Raw genomic sequence first — 17097 nt, 5'->3', positions numbered from 1 at the left:
ATGTGAAAAATGCTAATCGGGAAGGTGCTGCGGCGTTTTGAAAGTCCTCATTCGCACATTCAACCGCATTTCTCACATTCCCCCACATTAAAACTAGGCTATCATCTTCTCGATGGGCAGCACCAGGATGCCTTCGGCGCCGACGGCTTTGAGCTGGCCGGTGATGTGCCAGAAGTCGTCCTCATTCACCACCGACTGCACCGAGACCCAGCCTTCCTCGGCCAGGGGCGTCACGGTGGGCGACTTAATGCCGGGCAGCAGGGCCTTTACCGCGTCCAAGGAGGCGACCGGGGCGTTGAGCAGGATGTACTTGTTGCGGCGGGCCCGGCGCACGGACTGCATCCGGAACTGCAGCTGCTCCAATAGCTCTTGCTTTTCAGTTGAGAGCTGCTGGTTGGCAATGAGCACGGCTTCGGAGCGGAACACGGTTTCGACTTCGCGCAGGCCGTTGCCCAGCAGCGTGGAGCCCGAGGAGACGATGTCGCAGATGGCGTCGGCCAGGCCGATGCTGGGGGCAATTTCTACCGAGCCGCTAATCGTGTGCAGGTTGGCCTGCACGCCTTCCCCGGCCAGGTAGCGGCCCAGAATCTGCGGGTACGAGGTAGCAATGTTCTTACCCTGCAAGTCGGCTACCGAGCTGTAGCCCTCCGAGCGCAGGATGGCCAGCGAGAGGCGGCACTTGCTGAAGCCCAGCTTTTCGACCTCCAGATCGGGGAAACCAGCTTCGACCAGCACGTTCTGGCCCACGATACCCAGGTCGGCCACGCCATCCTGGACGTAGCCGGGAATGTCATCGTCGCGCAGAAATAGGATTTCCAGGGGAAAGTTAGTGGCTTCGGTCTTGAGCTTGTAGGAGCTGCTTACAAAGGAAATACCGCACTCACGAATGAGGTTGAGCGAATCCTCGCTCAGGCGGCCCGACTTCTGAATGGCCAGACGAATCATAGGGAATTGAATTGGGAAGAACACCTGGGAGCAAACCCGGTCGGGTACTCACGCGTGGCATTCGGAACAGATACGAAGAGAAGGGAAAAACGCCGGCTAAGCGGGCCGCAAGGGCAATAGCGGGCGGGGCGGCCTTTTCGGGGCGGCCAGGCACTTGTAAATACAGAGTGCCCCACGGGGTCAATATGCTTGTGTCGTTCCTCTCTTAAGAGGAATGATGCCCGTGCAGATGATGGTGCGCCGCGCGCAGCCAGCCAGTAGCCTGGCCCGAATGGGCGGCCTGGGAGCTGAGGGTGCACAGGAAAAGCGCGGCGAAGGGCATAAGGGCGAATTGCTGGGCAAAAGTACGCGCGGCAAGCTCGAAACAAAATTATTCAAGCAAAAAATATTTGGAAACCGCACCTTTGTGGTTTCCTATGGTTTCCTCAGGCTTTTAGTTGAGCTAACCCGTTTTTGGCATCATTGTTTCGGACCCCACCCCGGCGCTGCTGCCCCTCCGCTCCCGCTGCTACCCTATTGCTGCTTATGCGTACACGCTGTTCGTTCTCATCCTTTTCCCGGCGCCTGAGCCTGCTGCTGGTTCTGACCGGCTCTACCGGGGCCGCCCAGGCCCAGCTGGCCCCCGACTCGACGGTGCTCACCGTGCCGGCCCCGGAAAAGCTGCCCAAAGTGCCCGAACTGCCCCTGCCCCAGGCCAGCCCCCGGGCCCTGGTGATGCAAACCATTGGCCTGAGCGACGTAACTGTGGACTACCACACGCCCTCGGTGCGGGGCCGGGCCATCTGGGGGCAGCTGGTGCCCTACGGCCAGGTGTGGCGGGCCGGGGCCAACGAAAACACGGTCCTGACCTTCTCCGACCCGGTTATCCTCAACGGGCAGGCTGTGCCGGCGGGCAAGTACTCGTTCTACGTGCTGCCCAAGGCCGACCAGGACTGGGAACTGATTCTAAACCGCGTCATCAACCACTGGGGCACCGAGGGTTACGACCCGCGCGCCGACCAGATCCGGCTGCCGGCCGTGCCCGAGTCGGGGCCCATGCACGAAAACCTGGTCTACTGGTTTTCGGAAGTGAAGCCCAACAGCGGCCGGCTGAATTTGTCCTGGGAAAAGCGCACGGTGAGTTTGCTCATCGAAACCGACGTGCACGCCAAGGCCCTGGCCGGCATTCAGAAGGTATTGGCCGCGAATCCCGAAAACTGGCAGCTGCTGGCCCAGGCCGCCGACTACCTGGTGCAGAACAACATTCAGGCCGAGCTGGCCCTGCAGTACATCAACGAGTCGTTGCGGCTCAAGGAAGCCTATACCAATACCTGGATTAAGGCTCGGCTGATGGCCTCCAAGCAGGACTACGGCACGGCCATCGTCTACGGCCGCCGGGCCCTGAAGCTGGGCGAAAAGGAAGACGCCACCTTCAAGCAGCAGCAGCCCAACATGCGCATCACCCTCACCGAGTGGCAGAGCAAGGCGTATTAAGGCAACCTGTTTTTTAGCAATTTCCATCGTAGCTGCGTGCCACAACTACCCTCTGAGCATCGGCTATGGATGCGCTACTTTCTTCTCTTCCCGCTCGCCGGCCTGTTAACTGGCAACCTGCCCGCACTCGGACAAACCCACCCGGTGCCCCGGGCTCCTGACAACCCGGCCTGGATGGACAGCGTGCGACACCTGGCGCTGCCCCAGCAAGTTGCCGCCGTACGGGCCCGGCGCGACACGCTGCTGGCTCCCTTGCAGCCCGCCGTGTGTTGGATGCCGGCAGCTGCTACCGGCCAGCGGCCAGCGGCTTCGCCCGCACTGCCCGCTCACGCTACTCCACTAGGTATTCCGCTGCTGTATGTCGTAAACGGGAAGCCTTTCGTCAACAATGACCCGGCTACCATGGGCGAACTGCAACGCGTGCTGGGAAGCCGGCCCATCCGGCAGGTGGCCTTCCTGCACGATGCAGCGGCCACGGCCATCTACGGCACCCGCGGGGCAACCGGGGTCGTGGTACTGTCGAGTGAAAAGCCGAAACGCCACTAGTGCCGGCATAGCAACAACGTCTAAAACGCCGGATTCCGAGTACCCTCCACCATACAAAAGGGCTGCGGTAGTACCGCAGCCCTTTTGTGTGGTGGCAGAAGCCCGCTAGTCTACTTGCGCCTCGTGCTGTCTATACTGGCTAAAACCGGGCAATAACGCGCAGGTTCACGATGCGCTGGGACAGGTAGTTGGGCACGGCGTAGGTACGGGCATTCACGTCCTGCACGTAGCTGTAACCGGCCACGTTGTTGGCGGCCAGCACGTTTAGAATTTCCAGACCCAGCCACAGGCTTTCGAGGTGGCCGGGGCGGCGGGTTTCGCCGGTGTTATTCAGGGACAGTACTTTGGAAAAGCCCAAGTCGACGCGCTTGTAGGACCGGGTGAGCTTGGTGGTGCCCCGCTCCTCGGGCAGGCCGGGTGGGCTAAAGGGCAGGCCGGTACCGAAGACGAAGTTGACGTAGCCCTTGACCGAGGGGTTACCCGGTAGCTGGTCCTGGAAGAAGATGCCAAAGTTCAGGCGCTGGTCGGAGGGCCGGCGGATGTAGCCCTGGGCGGTGCGCCCGATGGTGTCGCCCTGGGCGTTGAATTGCGTCAGCGAATCGCCCACGATGTTTTCCCGGGTCGTCAGGATGCCCAGGCTAAACCAGGACTCCACCCCTTTCACGAACTCCCCGCTCACGCGCGTATCGAGGCCGGCGGCGTAGGCCGTGGCGTTGTTCTTGGCGAAGTAGCGCAGCCGCACGTTGTCGATGTCGTAGGGAATTACGTCGGTCAGATACTTAAAGTACAGTTCCCCGGTGAAGACGAAGGGCCGGTCCCAGCGGCGGAAGCGCACCTCGTTGCCGGCAATAAAGTGCAGGGAGCGTTGGGCCCGCAGCTCCGGGTTCAGGGCCGCCGTCTGCACCGTCACCGACTGGGGCGTGGCCTGGGTGCCCCGGGTCTGGTCGCGCAGCTCGCGGTAGAACGGAGGCTGGTAATACAGGCCGGTGGCAAACTTAAACGAGCGGTTGGGGTGGCGGCGGCTGATAACCGAGTACTGCACCCGCGGGCTCACCGTCAGCTGCTGGTTGACGCTCCAGTAGTTGGCCCGCACCCCGTAGGTGAGCGTGCGCAGGGTATCGAACTCCACCGTGTGCTGCACGTAGCCCTGGGTGCGGATGCTGCTCAAATCCAGATTCGACACGAGGCGGGTGCGGCGGGAGTCGGGCACGAAATCGGCCGAGTCCACGAAGCTGTACTCGTTGAGCTGGTCCTCGATGTTCTCCCGGCCCACCTTCACGCCCCAGCGCAGGGTGTGCTGGGTGCCGGGCGTCCACCGGCCCCGGGCTTCGAGGGTGGCCACGCGGGCCAGCAGGTTGTTGCGGGAGTGGTCGAAGCGGGAGCCCACGTTGCGCTGCCGCACCGGCTTGTTATAGTCGGGCGAGTTGGGGTCCCGGTTTATTTCGGCGAAGCTGTAGGCCGCTTCCACGTCGCGGTACTCAAACTCGCGGGACAGCAGAGCCCCGGCCAGCAGCTCGCCCTGCAGGTTGCTACTGAAGTTGTGGCGCAGGTTGAGGCCACCCTGGTAGGTATCGTACTGCATCCGCTCCCGCCCCGTGTAGTCGATAAAGAGGCGGGTTATCTGGTTGGTAGCCGTGCTGAACGAGGCCTGGCCCGACTCGGGGTTGAAGCGAAAGTCGTTGTGGGCAAACGTGGTCAGCAAACCCAGGCTGGTGCGGTCGGGGTTGTCCTGGGGGCCCAGGGCGGCGTTGATGTAGGCCTGCCCGTCGTAAAACGTCGGGTTGTAGCCGCCCTGCTGCTGCTTTAAGGAGCGGAGCACGTAGGTGGCATTCTTGTAGCGAATCCCGGCCAAGTAGCTGATGCGCTTGTTGGGCGAAGTGGCTTCCACGTGCATCGTGCCGCCTACCAGGCTGGCCGTGGCCGAGCCGGCAAACTTCTGAGGCTTTTTGTACTCGATGCTCAGCACCGAAGACAGCCGGTCGCCGTACTTAGGCTGCCAGCCACCCGACGAAAACTCGATACGGTCTACCAGGTCGGGGTTCACGAAGCTCAGGCCTTCCTGCTGGGCCGAGGTCACCAGAAACGGCCGGTACACCTCGATGCCGTTGACGTAAACCAGGTTTTCGTCGTAGTTACCGCCGCGCACGGTGTAGGTACTGGTCAGCTCGTTGTTGGCCACCACCCCGGGCAGGGTTTTGAGAATGGCGTTAAAGTCGCCGAAAGGCGAAGGCAGTTCCTTCACCGAGCGGGGGTCGATGCGAATCACGCTGACCTGCTCACTGGTGTTGGCCTCGTCGTTGCGGGCCCGGACGGTCACGTTTTTCAGGGCCCGGGGGTCGAGCACCAGCGTGATGGTCAGGTCCCGGGTGTCGGAGAGGTTGAGCACCAAGCGCTGGGCCTGGTAGCCCAGGCGGCGGGCCACCAGCGTGGGGGCCTTGCCGCTCAGGGGGCGCACCACGTTCAGGGCAAAGCGGCCTTTATCGTCGGTATTGGTGCCCCCGGGCTGGCCTTCCACCCCGATGCTGACCTGCTCCAGGACCGCGCCGCCGGCGTCGCGCACGGTGCCCGTAATCAGCACCCGCGCCCCAGACTGCGCCCAGGCCGGGGCCGTCAGCAGGAGCAGCAGTGCACAACTCAGCCAGAAAACCCGAAACGAAAAGCGGGAAGTGTACGGGTGCAGCATTAGCGGGACGACTGCGCTTCTTGTTCCTGGGCCACCTGGGCGTTGAGCTGCCGGCGCATGTCGGCCAGCGTAGCCACCGGGTCGGGCGAGTTGAACACGAAGCTGCCGGCCACCAGCACGTCGGCCCCGGCCTCCACCAGGGCGGCGGCGTTGTCGAGGCTCACGCCCCCGTCAATTTCAATCAGGGCGCTGGAATTATAGTCCACAATGAGCTCCTTGAGGGCGGCCACTTTGCGCAGGGTATTGGGAATAAAGGACTGCCCGCCGAAGCCCGGATTCACGGACATGATGCACACCAGGTCCAGGTCAGCAATGATGTCCTCGAGCAGGCTCACGGGCGTATGGGGGTTCAGGGCCACGCCGGCCCGGCAGCCCAGGGCCTTGATCTGCTGCACCACCCGGTGCAAATGCGGGCAGGCTTCGTAGTGCACGGTGATGTTGGCGGCCCCGGCGTCGCGGCAGGCGGCCAGGTAGTGCTGGGGCTCCTCTATCATCAGGTGCACGTCCAGGGGCTGCTGGGCGTGGCGGTGAATGGCCTGCAGCACCGGAATACCGAAGGAAATATTGGGCACGAAGCGGCCATCCATAATGTCGCAGTGCAGCCAGTCGGCGGCGCTGCCGGCCAGGCGCTCGGTTTCGGATTGAAGATTGGCAAAGTCAGCCGCCAGCAGTGAAGGAGCCAGCAACGGGGCGATACGGCGAGTAGGATTCATAGTGCGAAGGTAACGCTTTGAGGAGCAGGTTTTGGTATACTGGCGGGGCCGAAAACGGCTACTTTTCCGTGGGCTAAGGCCTTGTACCCGTCTATTTGCCCGGAATGCAACGAACCGCGGCCCGGCTGCCAAGCAGCCCAACCGCGGTTCGAAAAGTGATTCACAGGTGTTAGAAAAGCCCGTAAGCAGGGCCAGAACGGCTATTTCTCCGCTTTCTTCCAGGCCTGCCAATCCAGGTTGCCATCCTCGCGCTTGCGCAAGAACACGGTCTGGTCGTCCTTTTGGGTTTTGCCGAAGGTCACGTCGCCGCGGCAGTCGAGGCACTTGACGGAGGTGTACTTAAACTTATCCTGGGCCACGCGCGACGACAAATCCAGGTTGTCGGAACCGCACAGGCCGCAGGCCAGCACGTCGGGAAAGCTCAGCCGGTCGTATTCGGATACCACCTCGTGGAAGTTGGTACCCTGCACGGTGAAGTGAAACTGCCGGCGCCCAATGCGCTTGGTAATCATTAGCTGTAGCATGCGAGAAAAATGTTAGAGTCGGAATGCAGGTAGAAAGATACTAATTTTTTTAACATTCACCAAATTTAGACTAGGCCTGTTAGCTTACTAGCAACAATGAAAAAGGGCTCCTGATATTCACCAGAAGCCTTTTATACTCAAACTAATCATATTAGCAAATCACAACTGCACGAAGCGCACGGTTCGTTGGCCGTTGCTGCCAATCAGGGTGCATTGGTAGATACCCTTGCGCAGCGGCCCGGGCTTGAGGGCCACCTGGGTGGCGGCCGTGGCCGGCAGCTTCTGCTCCGCGACCAGTGCCCCGCGGGCATCGGTGATACGCACGGTCAGGGGGCGGTTCTGGAAGGTGGGGCTCAGCTGCAGATAGAGCTCGTCGGAGTGAGCCGGGTTGGGGTACACCAGCAGCTTGTCCTGCTCCGAGGCGGCTTCGGCAGTGGCCAGCGGGTCGTTGGGGTGGGCCAGGTTGTAGGCCAGCACGAAGTTGGGAACCCCGTAGCCCAGCTGGGCATCGGGCGTCGTGGCCCGGGAGCCGGAGCGCTGCAGGAAGCTAATCACCTGCTGGGCCGTCAGATTGCGGTTAGCCTGCCAGAAGCCCGCGACCATACCGGCCGTAATCGGGCAGGCGAAGGAAGTGCCATTGCCGCGGGTAGCGGCCCCCGAGGGAGTCAGAATAGCGGCCTGCACGCCCAGCGCCGCCACGTTGGGCTTCACCCGGCCGTCGGCCGTCGGCCCGAAGGAGCTAAAACCGGCCGGCTGCCGGGCGACATCCACGGCGCCCACGGTCAGGATGGAGTCGGCATCGGCGGGGGCCGTCAGGTAGTGCCAGCCATTGGCGCCCTCGTTGCCGGCGCTGTTGACGACCAGCATGCCCACGCGGGCGGCGGCGGCGGCGGCCCGGGTCGAAATGGCCGTGCGCCCGTTCAGGTCGGCGTAGGTGTAGTCTTTCGACGGATAGTCGAAGGTGTTATAGCCCAGCGAGGAGCTGATAACGTCCACCCCCACCGAGTCGGCGTATTCGGCCGCAATGAGCCAGTTCATTTCCTCCACCGGGTGCTCGGAGTAAATATCCTCGGTGAGGTACAAATGGAACGTGGCTTTGGGGGCCGTGCCGATGAAAAACCCGGTTTGGTTGCCCGCAATGGTCGACAGGCAGTTGGTGCCGTGGTCGTTGCGCTCAAATACGCTCCCGGTCTTATCCACGAAATTGAATGTACTGGCCAGGCGCCCTTCCTGAAACAGCGGCGCGAAAGCCGGAATCTTATCTACGCCGGGAAAGCCCGCGTCGAAAACGGCAATCTGGATGCCTTCCCCGCGGAAGTTGGCATTGTGCATGGCCACGGCCCCAATCATCTCGGCCTGACTGTAGGCCGGGCCGTAGTCGGCGGGGCTGGCCGTGGCCCGCTGCGCCGGCTCAGCCGGCACTGGGGTCCGGAGCTTGCTCGCCGGGCGCGCCCCGCTCTGGCTGCGGTTGAGCGTAACCACGCTGCGCACGAAGGGCAAAGCCTGCAGCGTGGCCAAGGTAGTAGAGTCGCAGGCCACCACGGCGGCGTTGAACCAGCGCGAGGTGTACCAGAGCTGGGCCCCGGGCACGGCTTTGACCTGGCTCACGTAAGTGGGACTAACCGGCAGGTCGCGGGCCTGCACGCTGATGTTTTGCCGGGTGCGCCGCTCAAGGGCCCGGGCCGAGAGAAAAGCCTGGGGCTGACTGGGGCTAAAGGGCGTGTTGGCTTTGTCGCGGAAGTAAATCAGGTGCTTGCGCACGGTGCCAGGGGCTTTGGCGGGCGGGGTACCGGGCCGGGAGCCAACGGAACCGGCCCAGGTGGGGAGCGTGCCCAGGCTCAGGCCCGCAAGCAGCAGAGTAGATAAGCGCATGGAAAAGAAAATAAAGCGTGCCGGAAGATACGTAAATACCGCAAGTGGAATGGCCGCCGCCCCGCAACCGGCCCAAACAAAAAGGCGACAGGTGAAATACACCTGTCGCCGGAATTGCGTTGCAGCCCGCGCCGCTTTTTCGCGGCATTACGGCCTGGCTTAGAGCTTGCCCTGCTCAATAAGCACTTCGACCCGGGCCTGGCCCCGGTAGATGCGGGTATTGGAGCGCCCGCAGATGGAAGTACCTACGTCCTGATCGGCGCAGTAAATATAGCGCCGGCGCGCCCGGTACACTGGCCCCACGCCCTGGGCATAGACCTGGTCGTAGGTCGAGCGGTAAACCGCATTGTTCTGGCCATTACGGTTATCCTCGGTCAGGGCCGTAGTTAGGGTTTGGTTATAGCTATAGGTTTTGCCACCGAACTGGCTCTGAAAGGTTTCGCCGACATTCTGGTAGTAGCGGTTTTCCGCCGCCACGGTGTCAAGGGAATTGAAGGCGTTCATATTCCAGACCCGGTCTTTGCGCACGGGAAACACGAGCTCCACGGTGCGCCGGTTGTTGCGCGTGAGCAGCAGGGCGTGGTCGGTGGCGGCCACGAACATCACGCTGTCGTCGCGCCAGGCGTCGGTGGGCAGCACGCGCCGAGCCCGCACGATGCGGTAGCCGGGCTGGCCGGTGGCGTCGTTGATCTGGTCGGTAATCGTTTCCCGAAACTGGTAGCTGCTGGGCGTACGCTGGTAGTTGGCCCAGAGCGTGTCGGCCACGGCATAGATGCGGTAGCGACCTACTTCCAGGGGAAAATAATCGGCGCCCGACTGCAGGCCGGGCACCGAATCATTCTGGCAGCCGGCCAGGATCAGCGTTCCGGCCACGGGCAGCAGGCCCGGCAGCAGCTTGGCAAACGAATAGCGACGGATCATAGGGTAGCGGTAGAGAAGGTGCGTTCGGGCACTTCGGCAATGGTGTGGCGCTCAATCCAGCCCCCGCCGAGCACGTCGTTGCCGTCGTAGAAAACGGCCGCCTGCCCGGGGGTAATGGCGTGAACGGCTTCCTCGAAATATACGCGGATTTTGTCGCCGACCTGCTCCAGCAACGCCGGGGAGCCGTTGTGATTGTAGCGCACCTTGGTCGTGGCCGGCACCAGCCCGCGGCCTTCCAGCGAGGCCAGCTTGCCCATGTTGAGCTTGCCCACGTAGGTGGTAGTGCTGGCCAGCTCGTCGAAGTTGCCGAGCACGACCTGGTTGGTATCGGGTCGGATTTCGGTGACGTAGGCCGGGAAGCCCAGGGCGATGCCCAGGCCCTTGCGCTGCCCGATGGTGTAGAACGGATAGCCCTCGTGGTGGCCCAGCACGGTGCCGTCGCGCAGCACAAACTCGCCGCCGGCCACGCGCGCCTCCAGCCCTTCCACCCGGCGCCGCAGAAAGCCGCGGTAGTCGTTGTCGGGGATAAAGCAGATTTCGTAGCTCTCGGGCTTGTTGACCAGCTCGGTGAAGCCCCGGCGGCGGGCCTCGTCGTAGATTTCGGTTTTGCGCATGCCGCCCAGCGGGAACAGCGTGCGGGCCAAACTCTCCTGCGACACCCCCCAGAGGGCGTACGACTGGTCCTTGTTTTCATCCAGGCCCTTGCTGACCACGTAGCGGCCGTTTTCGTGGCGCACGTTGGCGTAGTGGCCGGTGGCAATAAACTGGCAGCCGAGCTGGTCGGCGCGGCGCAGCAATGCATCCCACTTGATGTGGGTGTTGCAGAGCACGCAGGGGTTGGGCGTGCGGCCGGCCAGGTATTCCTCGGTGAAGTTGTCGATGACGAAGTCGCCGAACTCGTCGCGGATGTCGATGATGTAGTGCGGAAAGCCGAGCTCCACGGCAATCTGGCGGGCGTCGTTGATGCTGTCGAGCGAGCAGCAGCCGGTTTCCTTCTTGGAGCCGCCGGCCGAGGCGTAGTCCCAGGTTTTCATGGTCATGCCGACCACTTCGTAGCCTTGCTCGTGCAGCAGCACTGCGGCAACCGAGCTGTCAATCCCGCCGCTCATGGCGACCAGGACGCGTCCTTTCGATTCGGAGGTATTCGTATTCATATTGGTTGAAAGCCAAGAGTGCGGCCGAAAGTTTCCGGCGCCCATTCTGCAAAGGTAACAAGTAAGGGCCGGCTGGCCGCAGCCCACCCGCCAAACCCGGCCCCGGGGCCGTTCCGACCGGGCCGGCTCTTCCCGAACGGCTGGATTTCACGGCCCAGTTTGCCTACCAATTTCGGGGGGGCGTTACTGAACTGTTGCGGCGCTATGAGTTTTTATGCCGAATATTACCGCGGCATCTTTCTTTTTTACTGTTTACTCCTGCCTCATGCCTTTGCTTACCTCCGTGCTGGTGCGCGGTATCAATAACTTGTCGGACGCCCGCTACTGCGCCGGCATGGGCGCCGATTACCTCACCTTCCGCCTCGACCCGGCCTTGCCCGGCTACCTGGAGCCGGCCCTGGTGCAGGAGCTCAGCGGCTGGGTGGCCGGCGTGCAGCTCGTCGGCGAATTCGATAACCTCTCCATTCCGGAAATCAACGAGCTGGCCAGCCGCTGCGGCCTGCACTACGTGCTGATGCACCGCCGCCGCACCCCCGAGGAGCTGGCCCAGCTGGCCGTACCCGCCCTGAAGCTCATCAAGTGGATTCCCGACATGCTGGCCGAGGACGTGGAAAAGCGCTTCCGCGACCAGCAGGCCCACGTAGCCGGCTTCGTGCTGGCCCAGGCGCCGCCCGAGCCGCTGACGGCCATGCAGCGGGCCCAGCTCACCCAGCAGGCCCGCATGTACAAGCTCTGGCTGGGCACCAGCTTTGCCGACGCGAACCAGACCGTGCGCCAGCTGGTGGAAGAAGTGCAGCCCACCGGCATTGTGCTCGAAGGCGGCCAGGAAATTAAGCCCGGCCTGCGCGACTTCACCGAGCTGGAAGCCGTATTTGAGCAGTTGGAAGAAGAGTAACCTTGCGCTGACTTGCGGCCACCGGATTTGGCGGCCTGCGTCCTATTCATCCTGCTGAGCCCTGGCTCGGCAGGATGTTCTTTTTTTAAAGCAGGCTAGGCCATAACGGTCAGCAGGTCGAACACCGGCTCGCCCAGCCGCGGCTCGCCTTCCAGCTGCATGTAAGCCTGGGCCACTTCCCGGGGCAGGCTCTTGGTAAACAAACGCCAGGCCACGGCGCCGTCGATGGTAACAGAGGCCGATAACGGGCCCGAATACTGCTGCTCCAGTTCCCAAGCATTCACGGCGCGCCGCAGATACCACGTTTTCTGCGCCTCGCCGGTGATGGTAAAGGCCACGACCTGCCCGGGCGCGGCCGGCACGCTGCGGTAGTGGTAAGGCAAGGCCCGCAGGCAGGTGGCCAGAAACGGCTGGTACAGCTCCCGGCTTAGCAGGGGCTGCTCCTGCCCAACCGCCTGGCGGATCTGCTGCTGGTGGTGCCACTTTTCGGTGTAGTCGCGGGCAATGTGAAACCAGTTGGGCGACTCGGCTTCCCCGGCCCAGGCCACGGCAAAGGCCGCCGGCGCCCACGGGTCGAGGCCGGCCAGGTAGCGGCAGTACTCCGGCCCCGACACTGCCAGCAGCCACCGAATCACGCCCGGACTCAGCCTCTGTCCGGCCCGTACCCAGTCGGCGTTGAGCTGGTTGAGAAAGGCCACGATTTCGCCGTAGGAAAACCCGCCGGGCTGCTGGCCAAAGTAGCCGTCGCGCAGCATGGACAAGGTGCGCAAATTGCCGTCGAGCAAGTGCAGGGCCACGTCGCGCACCCGCCACTGCGGGGCCAGCGTGGGCAGTTCCCACTGCGCCGGACTCAGCGAGGCCAGCAGCTCGAGCAGATGCTGGTCCAGCACCGGAAACAAGTGGATAGTTGGAATCGGCGGCAGCGGCGGGTGCGACATGGGGGCGCAGGTTAGCTCAGCCGAAATTGCAGGTATTTAATGGGAATACCCTCGGCCCGGAAGCGCTTTTCGTAGTGGGTCTGGATGTCCTCGGCGTGGGGCAGCAGCTCGGCCGAGGCGTACAAATCCTTGGTGTGGGCCAGCACGGTGGCCCCGGGGCGCTGCTGCACCGTTTCCAGCGAGTAGTCGAACAGGGCTTCGTCGTCGGTTTTGAGGTGAACCAGGCCGCCGGGCTGCAGAATCTGCTGGTAGCGGTCCAAAAAGCGCGGGGCCGTGAGGCGGCGCTTGGCATCGCCGAGGCGGGGCCGCGGGTCGGGAAACGTAATCCAGATTTCGCTGAGCTCCCCGGGTCCGAAATGGTCGAGCAAGTCCAGGGCCCGCATGCGCACGAAGCCCACGTTGGTCAGCCCCAGGGCCTCGGCCTTAGTGCTGCCAATCCAGATCCGGTCCCCTTTGATGTCGAGCCCCAGAAAGTTACGCTCGGGGTAGCGGGCGGCCAGGCCCACGGTGTAGTCGCCCTTGCCGCAACCCACTTCGAGCGTAATGGGGTTGTCGTTTTTGAAAAACTCCGATTTCCAGCGGCCCACCAGCTGCTGGTAGGTGGCTTTGCCCGGTTCCACAATATCCGGCCGCTCGGCATTGTCCGAGAAGCGCTTTAGTTTAATTCGACCCATGCTGGTTGGTTACTCTTCAATACAGTTCTTCAATTTCGGCCACCACGAACGTGCTGCCCCCGATAAACACCACGTCGTCGGGAGCGGCGGCGGCGCGGGCGGCGGCCACGGCCGCGGGGACCGGGCCGTACACGGCACCGTGCAGCCCCAGGGCCGCGGCCCGCTCGGCCAGCTCGGTGGCGGGCAGGGCCCGCGGGATGTTGGCCTGGCAAAAGTAATAGGTTGCCGCCGTTGGCAGCAGGGCCAGCATCTTGGTCACGTCCTTGTCGTTGACGGTGCCGAGCACGAAGTGGAGCTGCCGGTAGGGCAAGCGGGCCAGCTGGGCGGTAATGAAGCGGATGCCGGCCTCGTTGTGACCCGTGTCGCAAATCAGCAGCGGCTGGCGGCCCAGAATCGTCCAGCGGCCCCGGAAGCCGGTGAGGCGGCGCACGTCGCGCAGGCCTTGCTGCACGGCCGTTTCGGGAATGGTAAAGCCCTGCCGGCGCAGCTCGTCGAGCACGGCCAGCACCCCGGGCACGTTCAGGCGCTGGTAGTCGCCCACCAGCCCCACTTCAAGCGTTTGGACTTCGGCCGTGCGGGAGTTGGTAACGGTCAATAGTTGGGTTTCGGCATCCGGAGCCGGTGGTTGGGCCAGGGCCGTTTGGTAGCGCGCGTCGGCAAATTGCAGCGGGGCGCCCACTTCCCGGGCTTTGTGCTCGAATACAGCCTGCACCTCAGCCTGGGTCTGGCTGACGATGGCGGGCACGCCGGGCTTGATGATGCCGGCTTTTTCGGCCGCAATCAGCGGCAGCGTGTCACCCAGCAGGTTCTGATGGTCAAAGCTGATGTTGGTAATCAACGACACCAGCGGGGTAATGATGTTGGTCGAGTCCAGGCGGCCGCCCAGCCCCACTTCCACCACGGCAATATCGACCTGCTGCTCGGCAAAGTACGAGTAGGCCAGGGCCACGCACATTTCGAAGAACGACGGCTGGATCTGCTCGAACAAGGGCCGCCACTTCGCCACCCACTGCACCAGGTAGTCGGGGTCCAGGTCCTGGCCGTTGAGCTTGATTCGCTCGGTAAATTCGCGCAGGTGGGGCGAGGTGTAGAGCCCGACCTTGTAGCCGGCCGCCTGCAGGGCGGCGGCCAGCAGATTGGAGGAACTGCCCTTGCCGTTGGTACCGGCCACGTGCACGGCTTTGAACTGCCGCTCGGGGTGGCCCAGGGCCTCGGCCAAGGCTAGCGTGTTGCCCAGTCCCGCCTTGAAACCGGCCGCGCCCACGCGCTGGAACATCGGGAGCTGGTCGTAGAGGTAGGCAAGGGTTTCGGGGTAAGTCATGCGGGGCGCAAAAGTAAAAACGAGGCCACGGTGGCCTACCAGACTACAAAAGAAACCCGCCGGCCGGAATAATCCGACCGGCGGGCCCGAACTCTGCGCCTGACCGGCTGGTTAGCGCACCGTAATCTTGAAGGTATAATAGCCCGTGGCCCCGCCCGCAGCCGAGCTGGTCCGGCGGAAGTCGGCGTTTTCCAGAGCGTCGCGGCAGACTTTCTCTTGGGCCGGCGTCACGTTGCCCGATACTTTGGTCACCGACTCCACCTCGCCGTCGGAGTTGATTTTGATTTTGAAGCGCACAAAGCCCGAGGTGTTGTCCAGGGCCGGGGCATCGGGTTTGGAGACGAAGGCCCAACCGGACATCTCCAGGCCGCCCGAGCCGGGGCTCAGGCCGCTGCCCCCACTACCGGGCTGCCCGTAGAGGGCCTTGGCGTCGAGGGAGCCGTTGGGGTTGCCCTGGTCACCGACCGAGCCGGGCTTGTCGCCGTTGTTGTTGCCGGTGGGCGCGTTGCTGGTGCCGTTTTCGCCGTTACCGCCACCGTTGGCGCTGCCCTTGGGCGTGTAGAGCGTGCGGGGCTTTTCCGCCGGCTTGGGCACTTCTTTCACCTCTTCCTTGCGGGGCGCGGGCTTTTCGACCGGGGGCAGCTTCACCGGGCTTTCCTCGGCTTCACTGGTCACGATTTTATCTTCGGTAGCTTCCTGGGGCACGGGCTCGGCGGCCTGCTGCACCGGCCGGGGCTCGGGGTCGGGGGAAGACGCCGGCGGGCGGCTGTCCTCCCGGTTCGGCGACTCATTGGCCAGGGCCTTGCTTTGCACGTCGCCGGAGCCAGCCTCGTCGATGCCGTAGTTGAGCTCCACCCCGTCGCCACCCAACCCCAGCAGCGGTGGGTCGGGGCCTTTGAAGACGGTGAAGACGAACAGGGCTATCAGCAGCGCGTGGATAACCACCGTGCCGATAATAGCCTCGCGGCGGTGCTGTTCGCGGTATTCGATGGGCATGATCTTCGTTTTTGGGGGTTCGTTTGAGGTCTTTGGCCGCTGGCTAACTCAGTATTGAGTACGGTGCTGGCGGCGGCCCAAAACCACGAACAAATTACCTTTCACAAGGTGCTAACGCAAACGATGTGGGGAATGTGCGAATGGCTATTGCGGATAGCTCATTTCGCACATTCCCCACATTCGCACAATCAAAATTACTTACCGCCCGACTGCTGAGCCTGGGTGGCCATCACCATCTTCACTTTCAGCCGGTTGCCGATTTCGAGGATGTCGACCAGCTTCTGCACGTTCAGCGAGGAGTCGACGCGCAGCACCACGGTGGGGGCTTCGAGGCCGGCAATGCGCTGCTGCAGGGCCGTTTCCAGGGTGGCGGCCGTCACCGGCTGCCGGTCCAGAAAGTACTGCCCGGCCGCATCCACCGAGATGTTGATGGTTTCCTTCATGACGGCCTTGCCCGAGCGGGCATTAGGCAGCATGAGCTTGATTACGTTGGGGTTGACCATGGTGCTCACGATCAGAAAGAACAGCATCAGAAAGAACATGATGTCGTTCATCGAGCTGGTCTCGACGTGCGAGGAGAGCTTACGGCGCCGGCTGAGGTCCATGCGGTGAAATGGTGAACTTGTGAAATGGTGAAATGGTGAGTTAGCTGTTCTGGTGGCGCAAACTGCGCAGAGTTGCGCAAATCGAACGCCAACTCACCATTTCACAAACTCACAATTTCACCTCTAGTTGTCCTGAAGGATGTCCATGAATTCGATGGCCGAGTTTTCCATGCGGAAAATCAGACGCTCGACCATGATGCTGAGCCAGTGGTAGCCTACGTGGGCGATGATGCCGACGATGAGGCCGGCGGCCGAGGTGACCATCTTGGTGTACAAACCGCCCGAAATCTGGGCGATGCCGAAGTCGCCGGTGGTGGAAATAGCGTAGAAAATCTTGATTACGCCGATAATGGTGCCGACGAAACCGAGCATGGGCGCAATACCGGCGATAATGCCCAGAATGCTGATGTTCTTCTCGAGGCGGGCCACTTCGATCTTGCCCACGTTCTCGACGCTGCTTTCAATCTCCTTCAGGGGCAGCCCGATGCGGCGGATGCCTTTTTCTACCATCCGGGCCAGCGGCGAAGGATTTTGGGCGCAGAGCATTTTGGCGCCCTGCAGGTCACCTTTCACCATCAGCCCGCGGATGCCGGCCATAAACGAGTCGGGATTGACGGCGGCCCGGCGGATGGTCAGGTAACGCTCAATGATGATGTAAATCGAAACGAACGAGAGCAGAAAGAGCGGGACCATGATCCAGCCCCCCTTCAAAATCAAATCAATCAGGGAGAGCCCACCGGCGGCCGCGGCCGCTTCAGAGGCCTGGTTGGCCGCGGTGGCGGCGGTATCGGTGGCGGTAGTAGCGGCGGTGGTTACCTGCAGCAGGAATGAGGTCAT

At 62.8% G+C, this 17097-nt stretch carries 16 protein-coding genes; 3 read left to right on the top strand and 13 right to left on the bottom strand.

The window, feature by feature from the left end:
* Nucleotides 1-93: 93 nt before the first annotated feature.
* Nucleotides 94-945 (bottom strand): ATP phosphoribosyltransferase, encoded by an 852-nt coding sequence (gene hisG, locus CLV45_RS09155; protein WP_100336053.1) that lies wholly within the window; start codon nt 943-945, stop codon nt 94-96.
* A 525-nt stretch (nt 946-1470) separates the two neighbouring features.
* Between hisG and CLV45_RS09150 the strand changes: the two genes are divergently transcribed.
* Together CLV45_RS09150 and CLV45_RS09145 are read left to right on the top strand one after the other, a co-directional pair.
* A complete protein-coding gene (locus CLV45_RS09150; RefSeq protein ID WP_100336052.1) occupies nt 1471-2418 on the top strand; it encodes a DUF2911 domain-containing protein in 948 nt (315 codons plus the stop codon).
* Between the two features lie 69 nt (nt 2419-2487).
* The gene (locus CLV45_RS09145) at nt 2488-2964 is read left to right on the top strand and encodes a hypothetical protein (protein WP_100336051.1); all 477 of its coding nucleotides are present in this window, start codon (nt 2488-2490) and stop codon (nt 2962-2964) included.
* 139 nt (nt 2965-3103) lie between these two features.
* Here CLV45_RS09145 and CLV45_RS09140 read toward each other — a convergent pair whose 3' ends face one another.
* The 6 genes from CLV45_RS09140 to mnmA all read right to left on the bottom strand — a co-directional run bounded on the left by CLV45_RS09140 (nt 3104) and on the right by mnmA (nt 10831).
* Nucleotides 3104-5647: a TonB-dependent receptor gene (locus CLV45_RS09140; RefSeq protein ID WP_100336050.1), complete on the bottom strand. Its 2544-nt coding sequence runs from the start codon at nt 5645-5647 to the stop codon at nt 3104-3106.
* Nucleotides 5647-6360 (bottom strand): ribulose-phosphate 3-epimerase, encoded by a 714-nt coding sequence (gene rpe / locus CLV45_RS09135; RefSeq protein ID WP_100336049.1) that lies wholly within the window; start codon nt 6358-6360, stop codon nt 5647-5649. The genes CLV45_RS09140 and rpe overlap by 1 nt, the downstream gene beginning before the upstream one ends.
* Before the next feature lie 200 nt (nt 6361-6560).
* On the bottom strand, nt 6561-6884 hold the full coding sequence (locus CLV45_RS09130) for a hypothetical protein (protein WP_157807389.1): 324 nt from the start codon (nt 6882-6884) through the stop codon (nt 6561-6563).
* A gap of 159 nt (nt 6885-7043) precedes the next feature.
* Entirely contained in the window at nt 7044-8756 is a 1713-nt protein-coding gene (locus CLV45_RS09125) for a S8 family serine peptidase (protein ID WP_100336047.1), read from the bottom strand.
* Between the two features lie 159 nt (nt 8757-8915).
* Nucleotides 8916-9677, bottom strand: coding sequence for a hypothetical protein (locus CLV45_RS09120; protein ID WP_100336046.1), 762 nt, complete (start codon nt 9675-9677; stop codon nt 8916-8918).
* Nucleotides 9674-10831 (bottom strand): tRNA 2-thiouridine(34) synthase MnmA, encoded by a 1158-nt coding sequence (gene mnmA, locus CLV45_RS09115; RefSeq protein ID WP_100336045.1) that lies wholly within the window; start codon nt 10829-10831, stop codon nt 9674-9676. Before mnmA ends, CLV45_RS09120 begins: the two co-directional genes overlap by 4 nt.
* A gap of 265 nt (nt 10832-11096) precedes the next feature.
* Between mnmA and CLV45_RS09110 the strand changes: the two genes are divergently transcribed.
* Entirely contained in the window at nt 11097-11726 is a 630-nt protein-coding gene (locus CLV45_RS09110; protein WP_100336044.1) for a beta/alpha barrel domain-containing protein, read from the top strand.
* A gap of 95 nt (nt 11727-11821) precedes the next feature.
* On the opposite strand, the gene CLV45_RS09105 is transcribed toward CLV45_RS09110, so the two are convergent.
* The 6 genes from CLV45_RS09105 to CLV45_RS09080 form a co-directional block, all read right to left on the bottom strand.
* Nucleotides 11822-12664: a maleylpyruvate isomerase family mycothiol-dependent enzyme gene (locus tag CLV45_RS09105; protein ID WP_100336043.1), complete on the bottom strand. Its 843-nt coding sequence runs from the start codon at nt 12662-12664 to the stop codon at nt 11822-11824.
* 11 nt (nt 12665-12675) lie between these two features.
* Nucleotides 12676-13338, bottom strand: coding sequence for a tRNA (guanosine(46)-N7)-methyltransferase TrmB (gene trmB, locus CLV45_RS09100; protein ID WP_100336042.1), 663 nt, complete (start codon nt 13336-13338; stop codon nt 12676-12678).
* A gap of 16 nt (nt 13339-13354) precedes the next feature.
* Entirely contained in the window at nt 13355-14659 is a 1305-nt protein-coding gene (locus CLV45_RS09095) for a bifunctional folylpolyglutamate synthase/dihydrofolate synthase (protein ID WP_100336041.1), read from the bottom strand.
* Between the two features lie 111 nt (nt 14660-14770).
* Nucleotides 14771-15655, bottom strand: a complete 885-nt coding sequence (locus CLV45_RS09090) for a hypothetical protein (protein WP_100336040.1) — start codon at nt 15653-15655, stop codon at nt 14771-14773.
* 194 nt (nt 15656-15849) lie between these two features.
* Nucleotides 15850-16260, bottom strand: coding sequence for an ExbD/TolR family protein (locus tag CLV45_RS09085; RefSeq protein WP_100336039.1), 411 nt, complete (start codon nt 16258-16260; stop codon nt 15850-15852).
* A gap of 123 nt (nt 16261-16383) precedes the next feature.
* Nucleotides 16384-17097, bottom strand: a complete 714-nt coding sequence (locus tag CLV45_RS09080) for a MotA/TolQ/ExbB proton channel family protein (RefSeq protein ID WP_100336038.1) — start codon at nt 17095-17097, stop codon at nt 16384-16386.

The organism is Hymenobacter chitinivorans DSM 11115 (genome assembly GCF_002797555.1).
Lineage (GTDB): Bacteria > Bacteroidota > Bacteroidia > Cytophagales > Hymenobacteraceae > Hymenobacter > Hymenobacter chitinivorans.
The sequence above is the reverse complement of the archived record's forward strand: the minus strand, read 5'-3'. Positions and strand labels throughout refer to the sequence as shown.